Genomic DNA, 26,061 nt, shown 5'->3' with positions numbered 1-26,061 from the left:
CGGCAATTCCATGCAGGGCGCCCTTTCGGGCCGTGCTACGGAAATACGGATATACGCATTTACTGGTCTACGGATTCGTGAAGGCGTTCCTTGATGCGCTCGCTGAGGAGGGGATCACCCAACAGCTCGATGAGCAACTCGGTGAGTACGTCTTGGGCGGTGACTCGGGCCAGCCCCAATTCAATCGCGGTGTCGCGCTGCCAGTCCCCGAAGCGACGATTCAGGTCCGGCGACAAGTCCACGTTTTTCCGTACCGGGCGCAACCGTGGTGTGTGGGTTCCCTTGCTCGTTCGTGTCGGGGCTTTCACTTCTGGTGCTGGTGTCTTGCGGCTCGATGGTGGGGCGGACTGCTCCCTGATGCCGTCATCCTCCTCACGGGCGGATGACGACGGCGCGTCAGACTCCTGCTTTTGCCTAGCGCGCAGGACTTGTTCGCGGATGCGGTCCTTCTGGCTGGTCATGCTGACACCGCCTCCTCACCTGTCATGTCCAGTAGTTCAGCAATCGCATCGCCGTACGCGGTGGCAAGGGCGTTCTCGATCGGCAAGCCGTATGCCTGAGCGAATTTCTCCTTACGGGCGACGGGGACTTTGAGGACGTGATCGCCTTCTTCTGTGATGACTTCCCGGTATGCCTCGGTGGAAGAGGCGTTCGCCACCGTACGGGTGAACAGGATCGAGAAGATCGGCTTCTGATCGTTACGCAGTTCCGTGGCGTCCGCGAGGAGTTGCCGGACAGCGGGGAGTCGGCCGTATTCCATCGAGGTCGGAGCGAGGGGGCAGACGACGTGTGTGGCCAGGCGAGCTGCAGAAAGGACGATGTTGCGCTGTTCCTTCATCGGCGGGGTGTCGATGACGACGGCGTCGTATCGGTCGTTGGCAATACCTGGAAGCTGCCGATGGATGTTCGGGACAGCCATGCCGATAACGGGAAAGGGCCACTCCCCCAGTGCTTGCCACTGAAGGAGAGATTCGTTCTCGCCATCGGCGTCCACGCCGAGTACTCGTAGCCCTGCTTCATGGAGGGCATGAGCAAGGAAGGCCGCCGAGGTTGTCTTGCTCGAACCTCCTTTGAGGTTCATAACGGCGATGATGATCATTGCGCCAAGCTCCCTTCTTCGTCCGGCTCTCAATCGCATTTACGGAAGTCCGTGCTCCCGCGTCTCCGCTGATGCGCTACCCCGTAGATCCGTTCATACGTAGATGCGGTGTTCCGTAGCTCCGCAAGGACGTAGACACGGAATCCCGTAGATCCGCGCATCATCGTATGCGGCAATCCGCGTTTACGTAGATCCGCCACGCCGTGTTTCAGCAATCGCGTATTTCCGTATTTACGGATATATGCCTCTTCCTGCGGGTGCATCCCTGAAACGTATATCCGTACTTCCGTAGACCTCCCGGCGGCGTAACGGCACCCACCAGCAAATCCCTACACCGTGACCCAGAGATGTAGGGCACCGCGGTCACCGACCACTCGCGCCTCCTGCCCGACTTTCAGAGGGCGCGTCGATCCCTTCAGCTGTGTCAATGTGATCGGTGCCGAATCGATGGGGGAGTGGGCTACTCATCAAGCTGACGCTTGGGCCGCGTGCCGCCAGATCCCGTCGGTGCCACCGCCGCACTCGACGTGAGGACAATGGCCCCACCACGCAAGAAAGCCCCCCGGTTTCCCGGGGGGGCTTTCTCTCAGGTACGAATACCTGCGGATGTGAGGCTGACGTTATCAGCTCTCCCGAATCCTGCTCAAACCGGCCGTGTGTTCAGACGCTGTCGAGTGCCCGGCTTCATGACCGGTGGCTCCTCGTTGGCACCGAGCTAGCACAAGCTCAGCGCCGGGTTGTCTCATCGGATTTCTCAGTGCCCCATGCCGATTCCACCGTCGACCGGGATCACGGCGCCGTTAACGTAGCCCGCACCGTCGGAAGCAAGCCACACAACGGCGGATGCGATTTCCTCAGGCTGGGCGAACCGCTGGAGAGGGATGATCTCTTTCATCTGTTCGAGATGCTTCTCGTTGACCTGGGCGGCCATATCGGTTTCGGTGAAACCTGGAGCGACGACGTTCGCGGTGATTGCACGCTTACTGCTGGCGAACTCCCTTGCAATGCTGCGCGCGAGGCCGATCACGCCGGCCTTCGACGCGGTGTAGTTCGTCTGGCCCGGCACGCCGGACATACCCGAGGCCGATCCGATGAAGATGAAGCGTCCGAACTTCTGCTTGATCATGTTGCGGCTCGCACGCTTGGACACGCGGTATCCGGCAACCAAGTTGGTGTTCAGAACGTCAAGAAAGTCGTCTTCCTCCATACGTGGAAGCAGCGTGTCCTTGGTGATGCCGGCGTTGGAAACCACGATCTCAACCGGGCCGTAGTGCTCTTCCACGGCAGTGAAAGCTTCATCGACGGAGTCGGTGCTGGTGACGTCGCATTTGACGCCGAACAGCCCTTCTGGGGGTGGTGAGCTGTTGTAGGTGACAGCGACTCGGTGGCCTTCGGTTGCAAGGGCCTGGGCGGTAACTAGGCCGATGCCCTTGCTGCCGCCGGTGACGAACACAGTGCGGGGTGTCGTGGATGGCATGGCGTCCAACCTATCGAATCAGCGCTAAGCCGCCGGACGGTAGTGCAGGGCAGATCCCTCAAGTGCGCTGATAACAGCTGCTCGGGCACTCTGATAGTCGGCCCGACCGGTCTCGGTGGTGGGGAAGCGGCCGTAGCGCGCGCGTGCGGGCGCGGTAATGGGCAGAGCGATGGTGCCGGTGGGAATTGCTCTGACACCGCGCTTCGGTCCTGTCCGGGATCGCCACTCGATTTCTTCTGTCCACCAGCGGTGTAGTTCGCGGTCGACAAGATGCCGGTGCGCCCTGCGGGATGCATTCCCTTCTGCGCCCAGGAGTTGGGCTGCCTTATCCATCTGGGTCGTGCTTTGCGCACTGGATGGAGCCGGGAGGATTCCGAGGGTGCGCAGGTGGACAAGGGTTCTGGTCACGGTAGCGAGTGAGTATCCGGTTGCAGTAGAAACGAAGTGCACTAGAGGGGTTCTGTGAGATTCGGAAAAGGAGTATTTCCCGAAATTTGTAGCTGCCCAGTGGATACGAGCTGCAACGCCGCCAAGTCCAGTTCGGTTTGTCCAGAGATCGTGAGTGTGGTGGTGCAGGAGGGGGGGAGAGGTACCTCTAGAAGCGGGGGCGGGTTCCCCTTGTGTTGCATCTATTTCACTGAACACTAGTTCCCAGGTCGCTGCGCGGGTTCCCGCCCCTTCCCTGGTGCAAGTGACCCAGCCCTCGCGTGCAAGGACACGGAGGCGTCGAGAGACCGTGGAGGCTGACACCGCGGCGGCTTCAGCCAGTCTGCGGACGTCGATGTCCACCGTGCGAGTGCGGGCGGCACGAGCAAGGACGAGGAGAGCGTGGAGGATTCGCTCGTCGCTGGCGCCGCCTGGACGTGCCCAGCGTGCCGGAGTGGTCGTGACAGCCGCTTCCACCCTGTCGAGCTCGTCATCGACCGGTGCACGCTCAATGACAGCCGCAGGTGCGAACTCCGCTGCTGCCTTGAGCGCGCGCCGCCATTGACGTGCCACCTCGTCCTGGCCGCGGGCGACGTCGTCACGGAGCCGTTCGAGTCCGGGAGCAACGCCGACGGCGCGGCGCACATCAGTGAGGGTGTGGCCCGCTCGTGCCATCCCCAGCAGAATGCTGTGTGCGCGTGCAGACCTGTCAGTGCCCTTGGTCGGCGCGGCCGCGAGGAGCTCGTGGGTGCGCTCGGGGAGTGCGCGCCTCGGCCGATCGAGCCGCGGACCCGCGACGTCCTCCACGATCCGGGTGACATGCGTGCCCCTCTCGCGCGTCATGGTGGCGGTGTGGGGATGGCGTGCGAGCAGCCATTCCACGATCTCGGGGGCCGCGCCGTGCGCCATACGCGCGAGAGTGTCCTTGAGGACTTTCCCTTGGATGTGGGGGAGCGAGCAGCCACCGTGTCGGTGTGGTGCGCCGGGCGGGCGGACTGCGCCCGTGACGGCATTGTTCAGGGGGGCGGTATCAAGGCTCGGGTAGTGCTGTCGCAGCGCGTGGGCGAGCTGGCGCACGTCGGCTGCCCCCGCGCCCGGCCCGCTGAGCCGCACCCACACGTGCTGGCCGCCAGTCGGGCCGGAGTGCACGCGCAGATGCGGTACTCCCAGTTCGACCAAGTGTGCACAGATTCGCGCGGCGTCGGCGTTCGCTACGTCAGCGCCATGACGCCCGCTGTCGAAGTCGAAAGCAAGAAGCCGGTATCGGTGGTCCGTGCTGGTCAGATAGATCGCCCACGGGGCCGCAGGTGCCGTCCTCGGCATCGACGCCGTCGAGGCGTAATCATGTGTCCGGCTCGGATCGATCCGCACGCGGGACCGTGGTGACCATCGACGAGTGCAAGTCTCGAAGAGCTGGTCGAAGACACGGCTGTCGTTAATCGTTGAAACTACTTCAGGGTCCGGGGTACCCTGAGACCACTCACGCAAGAGTGTCCCTTCGGGGAAGAAGCAGTACCACCGAGAATCGAGCGGCTAACTCGACTCTCACCAACTTGGAGAAGCCTCCGATCCGCCCGATCGGGGGTTTTTCCATATCTCCGTGCTGGTGTGGCGCTGCCTACGTATTGGGTTGTCGTCGACCCTGCCCACGGGCCGACCTTCGCGCGTTTTCGTTACGCGGAGTTAGGTAGTTCCTCCTGCTGGATCGGAGATACGAGGTGCGTCAAACCCGTGTCGGCAGCAAGAAGCGCAGACACGTAAGTGTTGACGTCCATCCCATGTGCCTTGGCAGCGTCCGTGACGGCTTCCTTGAGCTGGGGATGCAGACGTACCGGCATCATGATGCGGGGGCCCTTACTCGGGCGCCCTGGGCGTCGTGGTGACCGTGCAGTCATGCCGATGATTGTGATAGCCGGAATGCCAATCACCTACTCGACACGCCGATGCTGAAAGCAGAAATATCAATCTATTCTGCCTGCGGTCCCTTCCATCAGCGACGGGGTGCCCGCGCGGTCCACAACGCGACTGTGCCCGTGACCTGGACGTCTACGTCATCGAAAGCCTGGGAGAGCGCGTCTTTCAGTCCGTCGAGATCGTCCGAGCTGTTGTGGAACGCCTTGATTGGGCCGTTGTAGAGAAGAGTAAGGGTCTTCGCGATCGGATTCTGTTGAACTCCTCGCGCCAGGATCGTGGAGCCGAAGAACACGCCGTCATCGGCCAGGACGCTGGCGATGTGATTGAAGGCGATGCCCTTCTCTGGCCAGTCGCCGGGGACGCAGTGCATCACGAAGTTCGCTGCCACCGAGTTGTACTGGCCCATGTCAGCTGCGAACGGAGCGAGGATGCTGCCACTGTGCAGCGTTGTGCTGATACCTCGCTCAGCGAGTCTGGAGGCGGCCATGTCCAGGCTGTTGGTGTTGAGGTCCATCAACGCCACCGTGGTAGCGGCCGGCCACTGCGCCTCGCGTAGATACCACCCGCTTCCCGGTCCGATGTCGAGGTGGTTCGCAGAGACATTTCGTTGGTAGTGCTCGAGCATTTCCTCGCGCGGGCATTGCCATGCGAACTTGTTGCTGAGCGTGAGGACGTACAGGTCGTAGATCGTCAGAAAAGCCTTGCTGTACACAGCCGCTCCTGCGCGTTCTTCCTTGCTAACCCCTTCGAATCCCATATGTCCGTAACCTTTCCATTGATGATCTTGATACTTTGGCCAGCAAACGCCGCACGGTAACACTTCCGCAGCACGCACTAGAGTGCTCTAGCGGGGCGCCGCTCGGGGGGTGGCGCCATGAGAGGAAGAGTCGCCAGAGATGATTGCTCGAATTGCGCTGAGACGCGCGGGTTCCGCCAAGGCGCGAATGGAGTCGGTTGTTGAGCAGTTAGCACTGCCCGACGACTGGACTGATGATGATTTCGTGCGAGCTGTCGAAGCCGCACGCGAGCGGACGATGCTGCTCCTGCCGCTGCCGTCGACAGCAGCGGTCGGACTCTGCGGTGTCTGGTTCGCTACCGAGAGCGCTGATGTGGTATTCCACCGCCCTGCTTTCGACCCTGCAATCCGCCGCAACACCATAGGTCACGAGTGCTGGCATGTCCTGTGCAATCACGGGTCGGACACGAAACTGACCCCTGACGAGCTGGCGACTCTCTTGACGGGTATCGACCTCGCGGAGCATGGGCTCGACATCGGTGAATTCCGCGCCGCCCGGGGCCTCACCGACTACGACGATCCCGAAGAATACGAAGCCGAGATGTTCGCGACGATGATTGCGACCCGCGCGACACCGCTTGCTGCTCGCAAACGTGATCGCCTGTTACGAGCGTTCTGATGTGGCACGCCGACAGGCTGCCGGTCGAGTTCACTGTCGCGAGTCTGGCCCTGATGTGCATCGTTACGCTCGTTCGGCTGCCGTTGGTGCGAGAGACTGACGCTGATAAGCAGATCAATCACTTCGTATTCTGGGCCACTCTCGCCGCGATGCTCCGCGAGCCGGCGGTGGCGACGCGGGTCGCCCCGTTCGTGCCCGGCGGCACACTCGTCATCTTCGACATCTGGCACTTCGCCTTTGTGATGGCGTGCGTTGTTTGCCTCTCCCTCTTCTTCTTCCGCGACGACGGACGCACGATCAGGGAAGCGCGACGCCTCTACCGCCGCTGGGCGGCTGGCGGTTGCGTGATCGGGGTGAGCTTCCTCCTTTTGAGCTATCCCGCGAGGACGAGGGGGATGCTCTTGCAGGACGCTCTCGGATGGGAGTACGCGGCGTACTTCACGCTCTACTGCTTCGTTCCGATCGTTGCCTGCCTGTATGGCCTGCGTGAGGTGTTGTCGTTGCGCAAGCGCGCGTCGGACTGGCGCGAGAAAAGCGCGGTCTGGATCATGTTCTTGATCGCAGTTGGCGGCGCCTGGACCTTGGGGTACTTGGCCATCGGCGCGATCCTCGCGACCATGGGTATTAACAACACCTTCACCCACGAGGTCGAGATCCGTGCTGGTGGCGAACTTATCCTGCCGTTTATGGCGTTGGCGTTCGTGATGCTGATCCCGTCCACCCTCAGGGCCCTGGCACACCTGATTCGCGTGGATGAGACTTCCGCCGACACACGCAAGTTGGAGCCGATATGGCGCGACCTCGTGGTGGTGGCGACTCCGGAAAAGATCCACCGTCGGCCATGGTATTGGCGATGGTTCGCCAAACCACGGGAGAGGAATCATCGTCGGCGCGTGGAGATCCATGACGCCATCGGTACTATCTCGAGGTTTATGGAACAGCTCCCTGATGAGCTGGACGAGCTGATTGAGACCACGGTTCCTGAAGACGACCAGGAAGCCGCGTGCCTGGCCGTCGAGCTACTGTTGGCTGCCCGCTATCTGGAGAGTGTCGGCGGGGTCGAGAACGCGGGTGAACCGCGTTATGGCACGCGTGATGTGGACGTCGACGAGCTGGTCGGCGTCTGGGACCGAGTCCGGGAAATCGTCAACGTCCATGATGTGCCGCCCGCGGTGGGGGCTCGGTAGTTAGCCTTCGTCGCGATTCACTGCGGGTAGCGAGTTCAGCAGGTCTATCAGCGAATCGATGACCTCATCGTTGAGGATGCCATTCGCTTCGCGAGGGGCTCCTCGGGCAGCGAGATCGGTGACGCCAGCGCGCTCAAGTGCGAGCGCCAGCGCGACTCGGCGCTCGACGTCTTCTGTGGTGAGTGTCCGACCTTCGAGAGGGGTTGGAGTACCACCGTTCAGTGCGGCCGCGGCACTGCCCGGCTCCCAGCGGAGCGCCCTATCGAGCTTCGCGAGGGTCGTGATACTCGGCGCCGGGGGCGTCCCGTTCTCGATCTTTGTCTGACGTTTGTCCGATGGACCTCCGGCCGCAGTGACCTGATCCTGCGTCAGGCCAAGCGCAAGTCGCCGCCCACGCACGGTCATGCCGAATCGCTTCAGGGCCGCCATATCCATGACCAGCACATTACCGCGCGAGCGAATCTTAGGGGAATCATCCCGGGTACTCACCCTTCATAGAAGGGACCGTGCAGGGTTCAACCAGAACTTCGTTCCCTTTGCAGTACCCCTGCAATTCGCTTACGATTCGCCTCATGCAGATCAGACGAACCGCCTACCCGACGGGGGGCAGCACGGAGGGCAGGAGAAAAACGTCAGGCCGGCGTATTCGGCGGACGCGTCCGGGTGCGCTCATATGCATCCACAACGGTCCGCACCGGAAGATTGAGAGCCTTCGCGAGTCGGCCTGCCACATCGTCAGTCAGCCCAGTCTGGCCGAGCTCGACAGAACTGAGCGAGGTCGTGGAAAGCGAGATTCTCGCAGCGAGTTGCGGCTGAGTCAGTCCGGCCAGGACACGCAGGTCGCCGAGGTGCCGCTTGCCAGGCTCGATGAGCACAAGGCGATTGATCGGCACGTCCAACACGGCAGCGACCTTCGCAAGGCTGTCAACCTGTGGCATTGCGCGCCCGGTTTCCCACGACTGAACCGCACCAAGGCTTACCCCTGCCAGTCGAGCAAGCTCACCTCGCGTCAGACCAGCTTCAATTCGCAGGTCAGCGAGTCGATCAGCGCTGAACCCGCGCAGTACGCGACGACTCATCCTTGGCACCCGAACATGGTTTGCCATGTTGCCGCACCCCTATCATTGCCGTCACCAAGTGACGGAACACTTGAACGGAATCGATTATCGGATTAGAATGATAGTAGCTTCGGCGAGGAAGGGGAGGTGGAGCACATGAAGGACGTAGCCTATTGCGCACACATCTTCGCGTCGCCTTCGTTATCGAGCACAGCTACCAGCGCAGTTGCAATGAGAGACAAACTCTCTCGACTCATTCTCAGCGCCCCGACATGCGCGGCGGCGATGAGCAGCAACCTCTTTTGCAGCGTGCCCTCTGCCCGAGGGTCGTGTTCAGGTTCCCGCCCGGATCTTGACGGAGGTTGCCCCGGAAAGGCCCCAGGTACGGATTGGTGTTTGGCGACTCCCGCCGTACCTGGGGCCCCATCTTGTGTCTGCGGAGAGCGGACCTGCCGAACCCGCAGGTCTCTCAGCTTACGCGGACCCCATGTTGTTGAACTGAGGGGAGCGACCTAATGAGAGTCCTTGACCAGCGGTCTTCGAAGAAGACCCGCACAGCACGCGTTGCGAAAAGCGACGCTCGCCGCCATCGTCTCCACGCTCGCGCCGACCGCGGATTGCGCACCCGAACAAGTTGATGGCAGTTCGGCGCCCTGGACGAGTACAGGGTTCGTGCGCGCCGATTCTCCCCTTCCCTGCTATCACACGTGCCCAATCGGCCACTCCTCGATCTCGTATCGCGCGGACCGATCTAAGCAGGTAGTGAAGCCACAGGCTCGCGACCGGCCTTCTGGTGCGACAAGGCGCGTCTGCCTACCAATCCAGCGCCGAGCATCCGCACAGTCCTCGCTCTGACGTCATCGCCTACGCCATGCAGGTTGCCTCTTGGGCGTCGTGGTGGTTGTTACACAAAGGTTTTCGTTCATCCAGGTGAAAGGTGATTTGAATGTCCCAGCCCAAGAACCGGTCCGGTCGACACCGGAGGTCCCGTCAGCGAGCGACCGTAGCGCTGTCGATTCCGGTGGCAATGAGTATCGCGTGTGCCGGTGTGGCCACCGCTGCCCCGACACAGCCGGGTGTGGCTGTGGAAGAAGCGCAACCAGGCGTGGCCGACCGAACCAACGAGCAGCCGGGCACAACAGCGCCTGCGCCACAGCGTGAATACCTTCCGGGATACACGCCGATCTACCCCGATGCTCCTTCGAAGCCCGTGCCCAACTACGACTACGGCACCGACTACACCGACTACACCGACTACAGCGACTACAGCACCGACTACAGCGGCCCGGCCACGACCGAATCGGCTCCGGCCGTGCCGGACACAGCGGGGCCGGACGTAATTGCCGTCATCGAGGCTCCGGAGAAGAAGTTCCGTGCCGGAACGTACATCGCCGACCAGACCGACCTTTTGCCGGAGCGGCAGTGGGATCAGCTGAATGCGACCCTTGCGGACGTCGAAGCCGGCTACGGCGAAGTGTGGAAAGCCACCGGGATGGTCGATGAGGACGAAGCCGCCCGGATCTCCGCGGCCGCCATCGGCACGGGCGCGCTGGGCGCAGCGGGTGGCGCCGCTGTCGGCGCTACTGGCGGTGCACTGCTCGGTGGCACCATCGGCGGTATCGGTGGCGCCGCTTTGGGCACACTGGTGCCGCTGCCGCCGCCGCTGCCGCAGGTCACTTCCGGAGTCGTCGGCACCGCCGGGGGCGCGGTCATAGGCGGCACAGCAGGTGCAGTGGTCGGCGGTGTGACCGGCGGCCTGGTCGGTGCGGGAATCGGCACGGTGTTCGGTGCGGGCGAGGAACCGGAGGCACCGATCGAGTTCGAGCTGCCCGGAAACGTTCTTTCGGACCAGACCGAACCCGACGCACCGACCGACATCGCCGCTGCACAGGAGCCCGCACCGAGTGCAAGCGAGTCCGCAGCCGAGCAGGCCACGACGACCAACGCTCCCCAGCAGTACACCCAGGCGTATCAGGACGTCCGGACCGTGGTCGCGGCGCAGCCCGGAGGAGCAGACGCGGTTGTTGGTTTCGAGGCAGCTGTGTCCGAGGTTTCTGCATGGACCGAAGCCAGTGACTCGCTCGCCGAGGCAACTGCGGCGCTGACCGCCGTGCTCCCGGCCTAGTCCGAATCACCTGCATCAGGAGCGCATCGTGAGCAATACCGAAGACAACGACTGGTTTGCGGCGACGTCACAGAGTCGTTCGACCGAATCCGAAGCTGTGGCAGGGGGGGAGCCGACCTTGTCGGTCGTTCCTGCTGCCATCACTGATGCAGGGTACGACGGCGATTGGTTCTCTGCGGTCGGGTCGGTCGGAACCACCGACCCGACCGCGGTGAACATCGACGAGGTCGTTGAACCTGTTGCTGTGGTGGAGAATTCGCCTCTCGTGCAGCTTGCGCCGATGATCGGTCAGCGCGATACCGGCGGAGCTGCTCAGGCTGGACAGTCGAAGCTCCGCCGGTATCGCGGTGCCCTGGCTGTCGCCGGGTCCGCAGTGATTGTGGTGGGGATTGGTGCGGCGGCAGTGAGCATTATCGCGGGGTCTGTGACCGACGAGATCGCTCCGATCGCCGCTGAGGCCACGCCGATCACCGCTGATATCAATCCGACTCCGGCGACCTCAGCGGAACCGACACCGATCGTGGAGCAGCCCTGGTGTGCGGGACGCACGGATGGGACACCGGTATTGATCGATTCTGCTGACCCCGGCGAGGCGGCGATCGCCCGATTCCAAGAGGCGTACTACGTCGCCCGCGACGGCGTGGCTGCCCGGTCAGTCGTGGCTACGGATGCTCGGGTCGCGGACGCCGAATCACTCAATATGGGGATCTCAGAGGAGATCCCAGTGGGGACAGAGCATTGCGTGCTCGCGAAGCGAGTCGCTGACGGGGTGTATGCCGTCGATCTGTTCGAGCAGCGTCCAGATACGACGACCACGCACTACCTCCAAACCATCACAACCGTCACCACTCCGGATGGCGCACTCATTACCGCAATCACACAACGGGGAGGCTAGCAAGTGAAAGTGAAGATTCGAGGCCCACTGGCGGTGACGTCGACGGCGGCAGTGATCGCGCTGGTGTCCGGCACTACGGCCGCGGCACAACCAACGACGACACCGGGGCAGGAATCGGGATCGGTCGACGGTTGCCCGGCATTGCATCTGGTGCTGGTCAATGGCACGACGGAGTCAGCTCCAGGAATGGACCCGAATGTCGATGGCGGGTTCCTGTCGCAGATCGCGGTTCCGGTGGGGCTGGCCGTCAATGGGAGTTCGACACCGAAGGACGACGAGAAGATAGTCGACCGCACATATGTGCCCTACTCCGCGAGTTTCGGCGGCAAACCCGGCGACCACGCAGCAGACCCGTACGCGACATCGGTGTCGATGGGAATCGACAACGCCCGCACCATCCTCGAGACCATCGCCAATCAGTGCCCCGACTCGAAGGTGTTCATCTCGGGCTACTCACAGGGCGGGCAGGTGGCGTCGGCACTCGTGCGTGACATCGGACATGGCCAGGGACCGATCCCCAGTAGCCAGCTCGCCGGTGCTTCCCTTTTCTCCGATCCGACCCGCGAGGCAGGGTCTGCGGTATTCCCCGGTGCTCCGTCGCAGTCGTCACCGAAACCGGCCCCCGGCACATCCGGAGAGTCGACGTCGGCGGTGAATATCTCGAAGGTCGACACACCTGAGGGGGGTGGGATTGCACCGAACACCGCCGCATCCGGTTTCGGCACTGTCGCCGGTCGAGTCGCCTCGTTCTGCACGGCCGGCGATCTTTCGTGCGATACCCCCGAGGACGCTCCGATCGCACGGATGGTCGCGAACATTGCGGGCCAGTCGTCGCTGGACATCAGCGACCCCATCGAGATTCTGACCAGCGTGGGAACCGCGGTGGGGCAGACCGTCCTGCTCACAGGTGCATCCGTAGTGAACGACAACCTCGACTTCGACAACGATGCGGGCCGGTTCGAGATCACTCAATCGCGCGAGACGGTGCTGAATCGGATGGCGCGTTACAGCCAGCCCACCACACCGGATCAGATTGTCACCGAAGCGGTTCAAGCCGTGACGAAGATCGCCGGAATGGGCATCGGTGCGGCGGTCACGGTGGCCAAGGAAGTACTCGCCCCGGAGTCGATTTTGCAAATCGCGGCCGCGGGTGTGGCCGGGCCTCAAGCCGCCGTAGCAGCACTCGGCGTACGGCTACTCGATGCCACAGTCCAACTTTTCCCCCCGGTGACGGCAAATCAGGCAGTGAAGTTCGCGTTCCACGAGATCGAGCAGGGCATCGTCGACAACCAGGGACTGGCTCGGATGGCGTTCGACACCCGGTACTGGCAGGCCGCAGCACAGCACCATTCGTACGGCAGCCTCCCGGTTGGTGTGTCGGGTGAGTCCGCGACCCAGTTCACCACCGAGTGGGTCATCGCCCTTGTCGAGGATCTGACGGGTCAGGACATCACCGCACCGCACACATCTCGGGTCGACCCGGCGGGGCCGCTGATGGCCGGGGCCGGTAATGCCGCGCAGTCGGCGTCGGAGATCCTCGCCGCGGCGCCGTCGGTGTCGAGCACTACCGCCTCGACCTCGCCGGCTCCGTCGTCGACCACACCGACCGACACACCTGTGGGCGAGTGAGACCGCACAGGGGCCGCACCGTCGGTGCGGCCCCACACCCGCCAGCCGTAGTGGTGGTGCAACCACCACCTCAATCAGGAAAGGCAGCTGAGATGGCTTCACCATTGCGCGGAGACGGCGAGCACGTGCCGACCTCGGACAGCGGTACCGTCACCATGCCGCACGGACTGAAGATGCCGAACGCTGACCGTCTCGCGCCGGTCCTCGATGCGCCACTCCACGTTCCTGGTTCTGGGCGCGCTCCGGCCTTCTGGATGGTGGGCGCGCACGGTGGGTCCGGGGCGTCGAGCCTTGCTCGGGCATGGGCTCCGGCGGGAGATGCGCTTCGCACGTGGCCTGCTGCCGACCGGTATCCGCTGGCGGTGATCGTCGCACGTACTCACATCACCGGACTTCTTGCCGCACATGATCTGGTCCTACAAGCGACTGCACACCGCATCGGCGGGTGTGCCTTCCTCGGTGTGGTCACCGTCGCCGATACACCGGGAAAGCTGCCCTCGACGTTGCGCCGCAAGCATTCCCTGCTCGCGACCGCGGTGCACACCGCCGGCGGCCGGATGTGGCAGATCCCGTACTTGGACGCCTACCGAGTCGTCGATCCGGCGCAGCTGCCGATCTGGGATCCGACCGCGGTCACACCGGAGCTGCCGGGACGTCGATGGCGACGCACCGAAGCTCCGGACCAGGTGGCACCGGAGATCGCCACCGTCGGCGCCGAGATTTTCGCCGCGGCTGCGGCTGCGCGGTGACCGCCACCGACCCGTCCGTCAGTCCTCACGCGAACCGCTCATCGACTCGATACTCACCCAACGAAAGGACCATGATGTTCACTGCATCACTGCCCGTTTTCGACATCCTCGCCCAGCTCACCAACCCGTCACCGACAGCGCCGCCGGAGTTCGGCGAGCGTATGTCCACCATCTTCGGGTTCATCCGCTGGGCTGTAGTGATCGCCTGCGCGATCGGGTTCATGGTCGCCGGGGCGATGCTCGCTTACCAGCGCATCGGCGGTGGCGGAGGTGACGCGCAAGGCAAGCTCATGGGGGCGATGATCGGAGCGGGCCTGTCCGCAGCCGCAGTCTCGATCATCAACGTATTGGCGTTCTGATGCTGCCGGTCAAGATCGCGACTGGACCGCCGACTGAGCAGGTGCGTCTGCCCGCAGAGGTGTGGAACTCGCTCATGACCGTTCTCGGATGGGCGCTGTGGTTCGGTGCGTTCGTGTGCGCGGTCGCGTTCTTGACCTGCTGCGCGATGCTGGTCAACCAGCGCAAATCCACCGGCACCCAGATCATCGAAGACACCACCCTGCTTCGAATCATGATCGCTGCTGCGGTCATCGGATCCACATCGGGTCTGACCAACGCAATTCTGCCGTAGAGCCAATATCGACGCCTCCGGCCACCTGACCAGCTGTCCGTTCACCACCGAAGGGTTTCGCTCATGTCCACTTTCCGCCGCAGGGTCGCGGCATCCATCGTTGCAGTGGGTGCGGCGGTCGTCCTCATCACCGGATGCGGCAGCTCCAGTGACGCACCGGATTCCGCCACTGTCAGCAGCATCGACACTACGGCTGCCCCTGCCGATCTCCGGTGGGATTCCTACCGTGGTGTGCAGATCCCTCGTTCCCTGACGTCCGGTCCCAACCTGTTCGACATCGTGGCGCATGGCTACGAGAAGTCCCCCCAGGGCGCGGTCCTCGCAGCGATCCGTGGGCAGGCGTACCTCGCGCTCGAACCGGACCACCGGTGGGGGAAGGTCGTGGCCGTGGTGACCGCTCCCGGTGCAGGCCGCGACGAGTTCGCAGCCAGCCGGGCACTGGTGTCGATCACTGGTGACGTCCCCGCAGACACGGCATCGGAGTTCGTCGCGTTCAAGGTGCCCGCCTACGACGCTGACGCCGGCACCGCCGTCGTCGAGGTCGTTCAACAGCTCGGCCAGGACCTGTTCGCGTACCCGGTGGCGCTCCAGTGGATCGGCGATTGGCGTCTGGTTCTGCCCACCGCCGCCGAGAACGTCGATGCCCACCAGCTCGAAACCCTCGACGGATACACGCGACTGGAGGCGACTGCATGAGCCGGAAAGCGAAGATCTGGAGCATTGTCGGAGCAGTCAGCACACTGATCGCACTGATCGTCCTGGTCGCTGCGGTGTTCGTGGCGACCTCGCCCGGTGACGATGCTGCGGTCGAGCAGGCTGCACCTGCGACTCCGGCGCCTGTGGAGTCGTTGGAGAACAACGGGAGCATGGGGTTTGGGCCTCCGTCTTCCGACCTGCTCGGACGAAAGGTCATGATCCCGAATAACCATGCTGGTCAAGCACTGCCGCAGCAGGCCCCCGGCCCTCGTGCGGGATGTGACGATATCGACAATCTTGTCTCGCCGGCCGGGATGATGATCCAGCACACGTTCGGCACACCGAATCTCTTCTCGACATCAGATGGTCCGAGCCACGTAGACGGTGTGCTTGCCGAGGGGTACTCGAGAACTCCGCAGGGTGCTGCGTTGGCTGCCTACAACATCTGGCAGCGGGCGAACCTTGGCGGGGACGTTGCTCTGACCGTGATTAAGAACCAAGGCATCACTGACCCTGCGACGTTGCAATCTGTCGAGGACAAGGGCATCGCGAACTCGGACTGGTCCGCTGAAGATCGCCGCAAAGTTCCCGCCGCCGAGGCATTCCGCATTCTCAGCTGTGACAACGACTTCGTCGTCACAGAGTTCGCAACACGAATCTTCGGCGACGAGACTGGCCGATTCACCGAGCCACGGTGGGTGACCTTCCGCTTCAACATGGCGTGGTCTGACGGCGATTGGAAGATGCAGTTGCTCAAGGGCGCCGCGTCCGCGTCCAAGGTCGATTCGCTGGCGGGGTGGACACAATGGGCATTCTGAAACGCATCGTCGTCCTGAGTTTGGCGATATTCGCGCTGCTCGGTCTCGGCGCCAGTACCGCGATGGCGCAGGACCGTCCACCGGCTCCTCCGATGAATCCGTCCCCGTCCCTGAATTTGCCGGAAGCTGGCGGCGATCAGAATGACTTCCAGAGGGCGTATGCGCAATGTGTGGAGGAAAACCAGGACAAGGGAGCCTGGGAGAAGCTCGCCGATTCCGGTGAAGGCAACCTCTGGGACGAGTTCTTCGGCGCTCCAGATAGCCCGTTGCTGGGTTTGCTCAGCGACGAGCTGAACTGTGCATCGACGGAGACTTGGAACCATCCTGGTGACGCAGCGAGTGCAGCCGTAGACAATGCTGCTTCTGCTTTCTGGGGCGACCCGGTCGGTGATCTCGCGAAGGCCGTGATGGAAGGCAATGTGTCGGCGTTCGCGACAGTGATGACGTTCTGGATGTCCGTGCCGATTCCGGGTCTGTCCGGGTCCGCAGGTATGGACGGGATCCGCAACCTGACGTGGGAATTGCAGCTTGCGTTCCTGGGATTCGGCATCGTCTTCGCTGGGATCCGACTTGCCCTCGCTCGAAAGCAAGCTGTCCTCGATGGCGCAGAAGAGTCTGCGAAGATGATCACTCGAACGATCTTCGCGGTGACTCTACTTCCGTTGCTGGTCCTGACTCTCCACGCCGCCGGCGACGTGTTCTCTGCGTTCGTCATCGAGCAGGCCACCGGTGACTCGAATGCCTCCATCAGCGGGATCGCGTGGATCGACGAAGAGACTGGTCTCGGACCAGTGGTGTCGCTCCTGTTCGCGGGTCTCTCGTTGCTCGGTTCGGTCATCCAGCTCATCGCGTTGATCGTGAGAGAAGCGATCTTGACTCTCGCGGTCGCGCTCGCCCCGATCGCGGCAGCAATCTCCGTAACCAAACATGGCCAGATGACCTGGTCAAGCATCATGACCTTCACCGCCGGCGCCTTGCTGTTCAAGCCGGTGGCATCACTGATCTACGCGTTCGCGTTCTGGGCGTCGTCCAGCGACGATGCTGCGTCAGCGATCGTCGGTGCCGTCCTCCTAGCAGTCGCGGGCCTGGCCCTGCCTCAGATCATTCGGATCGTCGCACCTGCCGCTGAGTCGATCTCCGGCAGTGGCGAGCAGATGGCGTCTATGGCTGGCGCCACCGGCGCTATGGCCGGATCAATCGCATCGCGTGGCGGTAGCAGTCACGGCGTATCCGGCGCTGGCGGTGCCGGAGGTACTTCCGGCTCCGGTGCGGGCGGAAGCGGAGGCGCATCCGGCACGGGCGGGTCGGCTGCATCCGGGGCGGGCTACGGAGGGTCTTACACCGGCGGTGGATCCCGAGGGTCGGCCGCAGCTCGGACAACCGGGAAAGCAATGAGCGGCGCTGCCGGCTTGGCCGGCGGTGCCATTGGCGGGGCCGCCAAGGCTCTCCAGGTCGCGGGTACGGGTGTACGCACAGCTTCGAACATGGCCGAAGGCTCTGTCGGGAACTACCACGGAAGGATCAATCGGTGACTGCACCTGCCGCCGACCTGGAGATTCGACTGCATCGTCCGGGACAGCGCCCGAAGCGAGTCGGCTTCTTCGGTATGTCACTGAAGGCGAGCGTCTACGGCATCGTCGGGCTGCTCCTCGGTGTCGTCGTGTGGATGTGGAAGCAGAACGGGTGGCTGGGCCTGACCATCATCGTCGGCACCGTCCTCGTCCTTCTTCCGATGGTCATTGCCCCTGGCGGGCGTTCCTTCTACGAGAGGACTGAACACACAATGCGTTGGTGGAGCCGCAAGCTCAATGGTTCGACTGTCTACCGGCCCGGTCCACATGGTCGTGTCCCGGACGGGATGTACAAGCTGCCCGGCATCCTGAATCAGACGACGATGCATATGGGTCGTGACTACTTGGGCAACGACTTCGGCATCATTCACCGTCGCCGCGGTGACCAGTACACGATTGTGCTGGACTGCTACCCCGGCGGTGACGAGGCCGTCACGCAGGCGCAGCGGGACCTGATGACCGCCGATTGGGGTGCCTACCTCGCTGGTATTGGTCTGCCGGGCGACGTCGTTCTCGCAGCGGTGACGGTCGAGGAGATTCCCGCAACAGGTCACCGGTTGGCGCTCGAGGTCGAGCAGGATATCTCGAATTCGCCGAGCGAGTTGGCGTCGGCGATGATGCGGCAGTCCGCGATTCAGTTCCCAGCTGGCAAGCAGCAGACCATGGCGCGGATGGCGATCACGTTCAAGGCGAAGACGAAGGAACATCGTACCGAGCCAGAAGAGATGGCCACTGACCTGGCGCGTCGACTGCCGGCACTGTACGAGGACCTCGCCGGTGCAGGTGTCGAGGCAGTGCCGATGACGGCAGAGGAAATCACAGCGTTTGTGCACCGCAGCTATGATCCGTCGTCCGAGCCGCTGCTCGAGGAGCTCGACATCGCGGGTGAATCGCACGGCATTGCGTGGGAGAACGCTGGTGCTGCGACACGTACCGAGTGGAATCACTTCCGACATGCGGGCGCGGTGTCCGTGGTGTGGGAGATGCAGGCCCCGCCGGATTCGGTGTTCCCGGACACGATCCTCAAGCCGTTGCTACGCCCTCACGACGAGCTGACCCGCAAGCGTCTGACCGTTTTCTACCGCCCGTTCTCCGCTGGTGACGCAGCACGAAGCGTGAACCGCGAATACAAGGACGCGCTCAATGCGCTCAATCAGAAGAAGGGCGTCAAAAGCGCGCAGGACGAACTGCGTGTGGAAGCCAGCGAGCAGGCGCGGAACGAGCAGGTGCGCGGCGCCGGCCTTGTGCGCTACTCGGCGCTGATGACGGTGACCGTCGACAGCATGGAGGCACTGCCGACTGCCGCGTCGATCCACGACGCACTCACCGCCCGCGCGTCACTGAATGTGCGCCGCTGCTATGGATTCCAGGACGCAGCGTTCGCCGCGGCCCTCGGGATCGGCATCAACCTCGCTGACCACTCGACCGTGTCGTCGCTCGGCAAGAACTGACCGCGATGAGAACCACCCAGAGAACTGTACTGACGGAATGGAGCCAATGATGGGCGGGATACGTGGGTCGGTGATCGATCCGGACACCGAGGTAGCGCTGGCGCAGCTCGCTGCGGAGATCGAGGCCGGCGAGGCAAGCGAGCCCGGTGTGTTCTCGCGAACGCGATGGGCGTTGAATGCGTGGCGCAAGCGGCATGGCCAGGTCGAATCGGCCGAGCGTGGTTCGTCCGGCAGTGGTGGCCCGGGCGTGCGGTTCGGCTGGCCGGCACCGCTCAAGCTCGCGGTCAAGGGATACAAGGGCCGCGGCGGCGGTGCGATGACGAGCGTGATGCCGCTCCTCGAGTACCAGTCGACGACGATGCACGCGTGCGGGTTCAACCCGTGGGTGATCGGTGCAGCGTCACCGCAGATCGGTGTCCCGGTCGGTGTGCACGCCGAGACCGGGGAGGCAGCGTGCTGGGATGTGTTGTCCTGGTTTGCCGAAGGACTGATCTCGAATCCGTCGGCGTTTGTGTTGTCGCTGCCAGGACTGGGCAAGTCGACGCTGATCCGCAAGGCGCTGACCGGTGCGGTCGCCTACAACCAGATTCCGATCGTTGCCGCCGATATCAAAGGCGAATACGTTCTGATCACACAACTTCTCGGCGGCCAGGTCATCAAGCTCGGCCACGGCTACGGCCACATCAACCCGCTGGCGGCCGGCGCGCTTGGTGACTCTCTGTCTGTGCTGGTACGCAACCGGGCGAAGCTGGAGGCGATCGGCAAGGTTGAGGAGATCGCCAAGACCGAGGCGATGATCCACTCGCGCCAGGTCACGATGACGGTGGCGTTGCTCGAACTGAATCGCAAGGCGCAGCTCGAGGACTATGAAGTCTCGGCGATCTCTGTTGCGCTGCGCGAGCTGCGTGAGGACGGGCAGTTCTCGTTCGCGCGCCCGCCGCTGCTCAAGGATCTCCTCGACAAGATCGCTGCCGGTTCGGAGGGGATGCACCGCGCAGTATGGGCGAAGGGCCAGGAGGAGTACGAGCGAACGGTTCGGCGGCTCGCGCAGTCCCTGGTGGCTTTGCTCGACGGCGCGCTGGGGCAGATCTTCGCCCATCACACCACCGAGAGCCTGGATCTGTCGAAGTCGGCGATCTGCATCGACGTCTCGGGTCTCGAGCGTTCCGATCAGCATCTCAAGGCTGCGGTCATGCTGGCGTGCTGGTCCGACGCATTCGGCACGATGGAGGCAGCGCATCTGCTGGCGGACTGCGAACTCGGCCCGCAGCGCTACTTCCTGGCCATCCTCGACGAGTTGTGGCAGGTGCTCGGTGCGCAAGGCGCGGGGATGGTCCAGCGTGTCGACGAGTTGACCCGCCTCAATCGCACCGACGGCACGGGCTTGTTGCAGATCACCCACACCGGACGTGACCTCGAATCTCTGCCGTCCGAGGTCGACGTGAAGATCGCCAAGGGCTTCATCGAACGCTCCGGCATGGTCATCGCCGGGGGACTACCGCAGGGTGAACTCGAGCGACTCGCCGATGTACTGCCGTTCAGTGAAGCCGAAGCCCGCCAGATCACCTCGTGGTCGCGGGGTATCCCGTTGCGACGCAGCAAAAGAGGACGTCGGCAGCAGTACTACGGCACCGGAAAGTTCATGCTCAAAGTGTCGAAGGACAACACCCCCGGTGTGCCGATTCAGACGGTGCTCACCGACGTCGAGCGCGAGTACCAGCTTCACAACACGAACGTGCGCTTCGAGGAACTGATGATCGAGAGGGGCATTGTATGAGCGGGTCCAGCTACTCCGATTCGACTCGAAGATGGGCACTCGAGACCTATGCCGAGACACGTACGCGGTATCGGTCCCGACTTGAATGCTGCACGGTGATCGCCGGGGACATTGGCGCGCACGTGAACACGGTGCTGCGCTGGGTCCAGGCCGAGCATGGCCAGATTCGCGCGCTCACCAGCGAAGAGATTCCCGGTCATATCCGGGTCCTCGAAGAGGAGAACGCACGACTGCGGGCGGCGAACCGTGAGCTGATGGAGCGGCTCGACACCCGCTGGGCGGTGGAGAACTAGTGAAGCCGGCTGCCCTCGCCGCAGCGGTCTTTGTCATGCTGACGCTGCTGACGGTGTTCCTGACGACGATGAGCGACACCGAGTCCACTGACTGCACGCCTCGCCAGAGTGGGTCAGTGGTGGTCGAGGGCGTCCCGGCTGGGCAGCTGGCAAAACCGATGAAGACCGGCGACGGCCAACTCACCTCGAGCTGGCGTACGTCGAATCGGCCTGACCATGAAGGCATGGATCTGGCCGGACCACCCGGCACCCCGATCTACGCACTCGCCGATGGTGTGGTCGTCGCTGCTGGCCCGGCCACCGGATTCGGGCAGTGGATCGTTATCGACCATCAGCTCAACGGCCAGCTGTACTCGACCGTCTACGGACACATGAACGATGACGGACTACTTGTCTCGGCAGGTGATCAGGTCAAAGCGGGCCAGCACATCGCCAACCAGGGCTTTAACGGTGTCGTCTCGCCCCCCGGCCCGGCCGGTACCCACCTGCATTTCGAGATGTGGGAGGGCGGCAGGCTCTCTGGCGGCAATGACGTCGACCCGACGCCGTGGTACGAGAGGGCCGTCGAGCCTGGCACTGCCGGGTCGGAACCGACGACGCCCGCGCCGACCCCACCACCATCTGCTGGCGCCGAGCTGGCGGCGCTGCCAGCATCAGTCGGATCGGAAGCACACTTTCAGATCGACACGGTCCGGGTAGCGCGGGCGGTGCACGCGAAGTTCCCGCAGGTCGAGACGATCGGCGGATGGAGGGAACAGGATCCATATCCGGATCATCCGTCAGGCCGGGCCGCGGACATCATGATCCCGAACTACACGACCAGCGAGGGCAAGGAGCTCGGCAACGCGATCCGAGACTACCTCTGGACGAACCGGGCCTACTTCAACATCGAGTACATGATCTGGCGACAGGAATACATTCCGTCGCAGGGCACCCCGAGCATCATGGACGACCGCGGTAGTGCGACACAGAATCACTTCGACCACGTGCACGTGACCACCGTCGGCGGCGGTACGCCGAAGCCGGGGCAACTGTACGGGGGACTTCCGAACGGCGAAATCGCATCCCCACCCGACGCGTCCGACGATTGCACATTGTCGGGTCCGGTCGGAGATTCCGGCGGAGACCTTGCCGAAGGCGCGGTCCCGCCGGAGTTCGAGAAATGGTTGACGATCTCGGCGACGCAGTGTGCGGAGATCTCGCCGAGCCTGCTCGCCGCGCAGATCCAGCAGGAGTCCGGGTTCCAGCCGAACCGTGTCTCGCCGGCCGGGGCCAACGGGTACACCCAATTCATGCCGGATACCTGGGCAGCTTTCGGGCACCCGGTCGACGAGAACGGCGAGATCGCCGGCCCCGCAGGTGCTGGCGACCCGAACGACATCGCCGATGCCGTGATGGCACAGGGCCGCTACGACTGCTACATCGCCGACTACCTGCGGCCGAAGCTCGCCTCGGGCCAGGTCACCGGCGACCCGATCGACCTGATGCTCGCTGGGTACAACGCCGGACCCGCCGCGGTCGAGCAATTCGGTGGCATCCCGCCGTACCCCGAAACGCAGGCCTATGTCCCCAGCATCCGCAGCAGTGCGCGGCTGTACGAAGCGACCTGACGAGCGAAAGAGCCATCCATCATGCGTACTACCTACAAAACACTGCTCCTGACCACGGCGATGCTCGGCTTGATCGGGGCCGTGATCGCCGTCGTCATACTGACCCGAACCTCCTCGCCCACACCGCAGACCGGTACCGACAGCCACATCGGTGAGGGTGACCCGCTCTCACCGGTCGGATCGGCACCCGAAACCGTCGCAACGAACGCGATGTCGATCGTCTTCAGCTGGAAGCCTGCCACCGACAAGTCCGGGTGGGATGCGTTACACAGAGCCGGTGACCTGCTGACAGGCGAGCTCGCCGCCGCGGCCGCGACGCCGCCGGCGACATCGCCGCGGCCGGTGTCCGAGTGGGATTCGTGGGCTCGCAGCGGTGACGTTGTCAGCGCATCAACCACCGTGTCGGCCGGGAGAAACACCACGATCTCCGGATCTGCATCGTCCGTGCCGGTGGACATCTCACAGACGGTGCTCCATCCCGACGGCGACATGACGCCCTACACGAAGATGACCGCCACCGTCGAACTGGTCAACGTCGACGGAACCTGGCTCGTCGAGACATACCGCATCGACACGACGCAGTGATCGCCGATCAACTACCACCAGAGGGGGCCATGATGGCTGGAAAGAAGACCAGCATGTCGAGCGTGCAGGACTGGGACAAGGCGAAATCCGCGGTCGCACAGCACCGCGAAACGTTGACGTCGCTTGCTGATCACGCCGAGATTTTCGGCTGGGCAAAGGAGAACGGTTTCGCCACCAAGTCGTTGTTCCCGAAGTTCAAGGTGGAACTGAACAAACAACTCGGCATCGACTATGAGGCGCGGCGCGAAGAGGCCCACGTGCTGCGACGCGAGCAGATTGCCGCCGCAGCCACCGACGGGCCACTGATCGAGATCTACACGGCTGCGGATGGTCAAGGAAGCTTCGCGGTGTGCGGGCCTGACCACACGATCGTCGCCTATGGCAGCTTCCACCCAGAGGACCGTGTGTTCATCGAGGGCGATCAGACGTCGGCGGACCTTTCTGCGGCCGAGTTCGCAGTGTTCCTCGCCGGGCAGGCACGCGAAGAACTCCAGGTCGATGCGGTACGCCTTCGGCTACACGTGCTCAATCACGAAGTATCGGCCGACAATCCGGTACTCGACCGGGCGGCAATGCGGTTCAGGGTGGCGCTGGCGGTCGAGGTCAGCGACACCAATGCTGCACTCGAGTGGACTCAGGAGCCCGGATATAAGCAGTGGCGTGAGACGAATTTGGCAACACTGATCGTCGATGAGTCGATGGCCGGAGCTGAGCAGTGATGGCGCGGACACGCAAAAGTGCGTCAGCTTCTGGGTCGGGCTCCGTTGAGCTTGTCGCGGTGTGCGCTGTTGTCTCACTGGTGGTGGTCGCCTATGTCTCGTGGTGGATCGGCGCGACGCTGTCGGGTTCGGACACCAGCGGTGATCCGATCACCGCCATGACAGAGGTCGTGACGGGGAGTCGTCCGTGGCCGGTTCAGGCAACGGTGGTCGCAGGAGTGCTGCTCACGTTCGTTGCCGCGCTGGTCATCCTTGCAGGGTTGCGGATACGGGGCCGCACCGAGGTGGATTCGGCCGCCCGGACGATGGTCGATCCTCGCAAGCTCAAGGGCGTCTCCGCGAGCGAGTCTCAGCGTCTCGTTCCCCAGTTCGGCAAGGACGACCCACGGGCACGTGGATTCTGTCTCGGCGACACGGTCCGTGGAAACCGACGTGTATACCTGTCCTGGGAAAACGTGATGGTCGTCCTGGCGGGTACGAGAATGGGGAAAACGGCGGCCATCGCGGTGCCGGCGATCATGTCGGCACCTGGAGCTGTGATTGTCACAACCAACAAACCGGATCTTTATCCGCTCACGCGCGGACCCCGCGAGAAGCTTGGAAAGCCCTGGCTGTTCGACTTGCAGGGTGTCACAGGCGAACCCCAGCTCGAGTTCTGGTGGAACCCACTCAAGCAGGTTCGGCGAAAGGCAAGTGCGGACAACCTCGCCTCATTCTTTGTGTCTGCTGCGACAGCGAAAGACGCACGAACGGACGCCTATTTCGATCCCGAGGCGCAGGACACGCTGTCGATGTACTTCCTGGCCGCGGCACTGGCAGGCGGGGACCTTTTGCACGTGAAAACGTGGCTGGACAGCGATCAGGACCCCACTGTGGTGCAGATTCTCGAAGCATTCGAGCAGCAGGGTCCGGCGTCGACAATCCGGTCGCGTCAGAACCTGACAGGAAAGCAGCGCGACGGCATCTTCGGCATGGCACGTAAGTATTTGAACGTGCTCAACGATGACGAGTATGCAACGGCGGTACTCCCACCGGCGCGAGCGATCATCGAGGTTGATGCAACCGCTCGAGGCCGGAAGCCGACGGTGAATGTGCGCCACGACGTGACCACCCATGCCCGCCCTGAGTTCGACCCGATTGCGTTCGCGTCCAGTACAGACACCCTGTACGCGCTGTCGAAGGAGGGTCCTGGGTCTGCCGCTGCGCTGACGACTGCCCTGGTTGGTCAGGTGTTCGAGGCTGCGGAGGCATTGGCGTCGAGGACTCGCGAACGTTCGTATCCGAAATGGAAGAATCCGCCGAAGTGGTTTCCGGAAGCACTTGTGCCGACGATCAAGTCGATTCATGGCCGCTTGGAAATCCCCTTGGTCGCGGTCCTCGACGAAGTCACGAATACCGTTCTGCTCAAGGATCTTCCGGACCAGTACAGCCACTTCGGTGGGCGTGGAATCATTCCCATCGCGATTCTCCAGTCTCCACAACAGGGTGTTCGAATGTGGGGGCGGGACGAGTTCGAGGGGATGTTGGCGGGTTCGGTGCACTACTACGGCGGCAACGTCAAGGGCGATGCCTACCTGCGGTCGTTGTCGGGCCAAATCGGTAGTCACGAAGTCCTCACCACCAGCCGAAGCAGCGGCCGCGGTGGCGGTGGCACATCGCAGAGTTGGCAGGAACGATCGATTCTGCCGATCGACGCACTCGCTGCGCTCCCGAAGGAACGTGCCATCGTGTGTTTCCCTGCAAACCGACCGGTTCTGATCAAGAAGCTCTGGTGGTGGGAAGCGGACTACGCCGACGAGATCCGGGACTCGATTCGCCGGTACGCGGGCAGTGCCGCCTTGTCCGACAGGCTCATGTCCGGAGGCGAATTCGTAGACGAGTACGACGAACCGGAGTCGACCCGCGACGTCCAAGCATTCCGGTAGGGGTGGATGAC

25 protein-coding genes are annotated in these 26,061 nt (G+C 63.3%); 18 read left to right on the top strand and 7 right to left on the bottom strand.

The features are described 5' to 3' along the window. Positions 1–59: 59 nt before the first annotated feature. From Q7514_RS30370 to Q7514_RS30350, 5 genes are all read right to left on the bottom strand, one after another. Positions 60–461, bottom strand: coding sequence for a hypothetical protein (locus tag Q7514_RS30370; protein ID WP_330136972.1), 402 nt, complete (start codon positions 459–461; stop codon positions 60–62). After that, the gene (locus Q7514_RS30365) at positions 458–1,099 is read right to left on the bottom strand and encodes a ParA family protein (RefSeq protein ID WP_330136971.1); all 642 of its coding nucleotides are present in this window, start codon (positions 1,097–1,099) and stop codon (positions 458–460) included. The genes Q7514_RS30370 and Q7514_RS30365 overlap by 4 nt, the downstream gene beginning before the upstream one ends. Before the next feature lie 754 nt (positions 1,100–1,853). Further along, positions 1,854–2,576: an SDR family oxidoreductase gene (locus tag Q7514_RS30360; RefSeq protein WP_330136970.1), complete on the bottom strand. Its 723-nt coding sequence runs from the start codon at positions 2,574–2,576 to the stop codon at positions 1,854–1,856. Between the two features lie 2,099 nt (positions 2,577–4,675). Beyond that, positions 4,676–4,897 carry a hypothetical protein gene (locus Q7514_RS30355; RefSeq protein WP_330136969.1) on the bottom strand — a complete coding sequence of 74 codons (222 nt, stop codon included), beginning with the start codon at positions 4,895–4,897 and terminating at the stop codon, positions 4,676–4,678. Between the two features lie 95 nt (positions 4,898–4,992). Further along, complete coding sequence (locus tag Q7514_RS30350) at positions 4,993–5,628, bottom strand: class I SAM-dependent methyltransferase (protein WP_330136968.1); 636 nt, start codon at positions 5,626–5,628, stop codon at positions 4,993–4,995. Positions 5,629–5,812: 184 nt separating this feature from the next. On the opposite strand from Q7514_RS30350, the gene Q7514_RS30345 reads away from it, so the two are divergent. Together Q7514_RS30345 and Q7514_RS30340 are read left to right on the top strand one after the other, a co-directional pair. Then, a complete protein-coding gene (locus tag Q7514_RS30345; RefSeq protein ID WP_330136967.1) occupies positions 5,813–6,331 on the top strand; it encodes a hypothetical protein in 519 nt (172 codons plus the stop codon). Beyond that, the gene (locus tag Q7514_RS30340) at positions 6,331–7,518 is read left to right on the top strand and encodes a DUF6545 domain-containing protein (protein WP_330136966.1); all 1,188 of its coding nucleotides are present in this window, start codon (positions 6,331–6,333) and stop codon (positions 7,516–7,518) included. Before Q7514_RS30345 ends, Q7514_RS30340 begins: the two co-directional genes overlap by 1 nt. Here Q7514_RS30340 and Q7514_RS30335 read toward each other — a convergent pair whose 3' ends face one another. Further along, positions 7,519–7,953 (bottom strand): helix-turn-helix domain-containing protein, encoded by a 435-nt coding sequence (locus Q7514_RS30335; protein ID WP_330136965.1) that lies wholly within the window; start codon positions 7,951–7,953, stop codon positions 7,519–7,521. A gap of 197 nt (positions 7,954–8,150) precedes the next feature. After that, complete coding sequence (locus Q7514_RS30330) at positions 8,151–8,597, bottom strand: helix-turn-helix transcriptional regulator (protein WP_330136985.1); 447 nt, start codon at positions 8,595–8,597, stop codon at positions 8,151–8,153. Between the two features lie 925 nt (positions 8,598–9,522). Here Q7514_RS30330 and Q7514_RS30325 point away from each other — a divergent pair. From Q7514_RS30325 to Q7514_RS30250, 16 genes are all read left to right on the top strand, one after another. Beyond that, on the top strand, positions 9,523–10,701 hold the full coding sequence (locus Q7514_RS30325) for a hypothetical protein (RefSeq protein ID WP_330136964.1): 1,179 nt from the start codon (positions 9,523–9,525) through the stop codon (positions 10,699–10,701). 28 nt (positions 10,702–10,729) lie between these two features. After that, on the top strand, positions 10,730–11,596 hold the full coding sequence (locus Q7514_RS30320) for a hypothetical protein (protein ID WP_330136963.1): 867 nt from the start codon (positions 10,730–10,732) through the stop codon (positions 11,594–11,596). 3 nt (positions 11,597–11,599) lie between these two features. After that, on the top strand, positions 11,600–13,225 hold the full coding sequence (locus Q7514_RS30315; RefSeq protein ID WP_330136962.1) for a cutinase family protein: 1,626 nt from the start codon (positions 11,600–11,602) through the stop codon (positions 13,223–13,225). A 92-nt stretch (positions 13,226–13,317) separates the two neighbouring features. Then, the gene (locus Q7514_RS30310) at positions 13,318–13,974 is read left to right on the top strand and encodes a DUF6668 family protein (protein WP_330136961.1); all 657 of its coding nucleotides are present in this window, start codon (positions 13,318–13,320) and stop codon (positions 13,972–13,974) included. Positions 13,975–14,045: 71 nt separating this feature from the next. Further along, positions 14,046–14,333, top strand: a complete 288-nt coding sequence (locus Q7514_RS30305; protein ID WP_330136960.1) for a hypothetical protein — start codon at positions 14,046–14,048, stop codon at positions 14,331–14,333. Positions 14,334–14,407: 74 nt separating this feature from the next. Continuing rightward, a complete protein-coding gene (locus Q7514_RS30300; RefSeq protein ID WP_330136959.1) occupies positions 14,408–14,605 on the top strand; it encodes a hypothetical protein in 198 nt (65 codons plus the stop codon). Between the two features lie 63 nt (positions 14,606–14,668). Beyond that, positions 14,669–15,301, top strand: a complete 633-nt coding sequence (locus Q7514_RS30295) for a hypothetical protein (RefSeq protein WP_330136958.1) — start codon at positions 14,669–14,671, stop codon at positions 15,299–15,301. An 80-nt stretch (positions 15,302–15,381) separates the two neighbouring features. After that, the gene (locus Q7514_RS30290) at positions 15,382–16,119 is read left to right on the top strand and encodes a hypothetical protein (RefSeq protein WP_330136957.1); all 738 of its coding nucleotides are present in this window, start codon (positions 15,382–15,384) and stop codon (positions 16,117–16,119) included. Then, positions 16,107–17,651 (top strand): hypothetical protein, encoded by a 1,545-nt coding sequence (locus tag Q7514_RS30285; RefSeq protein WP_330136956.1) that lies wholly within the window; start codon positions 16,107–16,109, stop codon positions 17,649–17,651. Before Q7514_RS30290 ends, Q7514_RS30285 begins: the two co-directional genes overlap by 13 nt. Further along, entirely contained in the window at positions 17,648–19,141 is a 1,494-nt protein-coding gene (locus tag Q7514_RS30280) for an SCO6880 family protein (RefSeq protein WP_330136955.1), read from the top strand. Before Q7514_RS30285 ends, Q7514_RS30280 begins: the two co-directional genes overlap by 4 nt. Positions 19,142–19,178: 37 nt before the next feature. Further along, a complete protein-coding gene (locus Q7514_RS30275) occupies positions 19,179–20,918 on the top strand; it encodes an ATP/GTP-binding protein (RefSeq protein ID WP_330136954.1) in 1,740 nt (579 codons plus the stop codon). 95 nt (positions 20,919–21,013) lie between these two features. After that, the gene (locus tag Q7514_RS30270; RefSeq protein ID WP_330136953.1) at positions 21,014–21,211 is read left to right on the top strand and encodes a hypothetical protein; all 198 of its coding nucleotides are present in this window, start codon (positions 21,014–21,016) and stop codon (positions 21,209–21,211) included. Beyond that, entirely contained in the window at positions 21,211–22,821 is a 1,611-nt protein-coding gene (locus tag Q7514_RS30265; RefSeq protein WP_330136952.1) for a peptidoglycan DD-metalloendopeptidase family protein, read from the top strand. Before Q7514_RS30270 ends, Q7514_RS30265 begins: the two co-directional genes overlap by 1 nt. A 21-nt stretch (positions 22,822–22,842) precedes the next feature. Next, positions 22,843–23,406: a hypothetical protein gene (locus Q7514_RS30260; RefSeq protein ID WP_330136951.1), complete on the top strand. Its 564-nt coding sequence runs from the start codon at positions 22,843–22,845 to the stop codon at positions 23,404–23,406. Positions 23,407–23,459: 53 nt separating this feature from the next. Beyond that, entirely contained in the window at positions 23,460–24,125 is a 666-nt protein-coding gene (locus Q7514_RS30255; RefSeq protein WP_330136950.1) for a hypothetical protein, read from the top strand. A gap of 59 nt (positions 24,126–24,184) precedes the next feature. After that, positions 24,185–26,050 (top strand): type IV secretory system conjugative DNA transfer family protein, encoded by a 1,866-nt coding sequence (locus Q7514_RS30250; RefSeq protein ID WP_330136949.1) that lies wholly within the window; start codon positions 24,185–24,187, stop codon positions 26,048–26,050. Positions 26,051–26,061: the final 11 nt, after the last annotated feature.

The organism is Rhodococcus artemisiae, assembly GCF_036327795.1.
In the GTDB taxonomy this organism is placed as follows: domain Bacteria; phylum Actinomycetota; class Actinomycetes; order Mycobacteriales; family Mycobacteriaceae; genus Rhodococcus; species Rhodococcus artemisiae.
This window is presented reverse-complemented; position numbering and strand designations above follow the sequence as displayed.

Bases quoted from the DNA above. Each gene is read 5' to 3' on its own strand.
- Q7514_RS30370 (WP_330136972.1), bottom strand. From the start codon at position 461: ATGACCAGCCAGAAGGACCGCATCCGCGAACAAGTCCTGCGCGCTAGG.
- Q7514_RS30365 (WP_330136971.1), bottom strand. From the start codon at position 1,099: ATGATCATCATCGCCGTTATGAACCTCAAAGGAGGTTCGAGCAAGACA.
- Q7514_RS30360 (WP_330136970.1), bottom strand. From the start codon at position 2,576: ATGCCATCCACGACACCCCGCACTGTGTTCGTCACCGGCGGCAGCAAG.
- Q7514_RS30355 (WP_330136969.1), bottom strand. From the start codon at position 4,897: ATGACTGCACGGTCACCACGACGCCCAGGGCGCCCGAGTAAGGGCCCC.
- Q7514_RS30345 (WP_330136967.1), top strand. From the start codon at position 5,813: ATGATTGCTCGAATTGCGCTGAGACGCGCGGGTTCCGCCAAGGCGCGA.
- Q7514_RS30340 (WP_330136966.1), top strand. From the start codon at position 6,331: ATGTGGCACGCCGACAGGCTGCCGGTCGAGTTCACTGTCGCGAGTCTG.
- Q7514_RS30335 (WP_330136965.1), bottom strand. From the start codon at position 7,953: ATGGATATGGCGGCCCTGAAGCGATTCGGCATGACCGTGCGTGGGCGG.
- Q7514_RS30330 (WP_330136985.1), bottom strand. From the start codon at position 8,597: ATGAGTCGTCGCGTACTGCGCGGGTTCAGCGCTGATCGACTCGCTGAC.
- Q7514_RS30325 (WP_330136964.1), top strand. From the start codon at position 9,523: ATGTCCCAGCCCAAGAACCGGTCCGGTCGACACCGGAGGTCCCGTCAG.
- Q7514_RS30310 (WP_330136961.1), top strand. From the start codon at position 13,318: ATGGCTTCACCATTGCGCGGAGACGGCGAGCACGTGCCGACCTCGGAC.
- Q7514_RS30305 (WP_330136960.1), top strand. From the start codon at position 14,046: ATGATGTTCACTGCATCACTGCCCGTTTTCGACATCCTCGCCCAGCTC.
- Q7514_RS30300 (WP_330136959.1), top strand. From the start codon at position 14,408: ATGACCGTTCTCGGATGGGCGCTGTGGTTCGGTGCGTTCGTGTGCGCG.
- Q7514_RS30295 (WP_330136958.1), top strand. From the start codon at position 14,669: ATGTCCACTTTCCGCCGCAGGGTCGCGGCATCCATCGTTGCAGTGGGT.
- Q7514_RS30285 (WP_330136956.1), top strand. From the start codon at position 16,107: ATGGGCATTCTGAAACGCATCGTCGTCCTGAGTTTGGCGATATTCGCG.
- Q7514_RS30275 (WP_330136954.1), top strand. From the start codon at position 19,179: ATGGAGCCAATGATGGGCGGGATACGTGGGTCGGTGATCGATCCGGAC.
- Q7514_RS30260 (WP_330136951.1), top strand. From the start codon at position 22,843: ATGCGTACTACCTACAAAACACTGCTCCTGACCACGGCGATGCTCGGC.
- Q7514_RS30255 (WP_330136950.1), top strand. From the start codon at position 23,460: ATGTCGAGCGTGCAGGACTGGGACAAGGCGAAATCCGCGGTCGCACAG.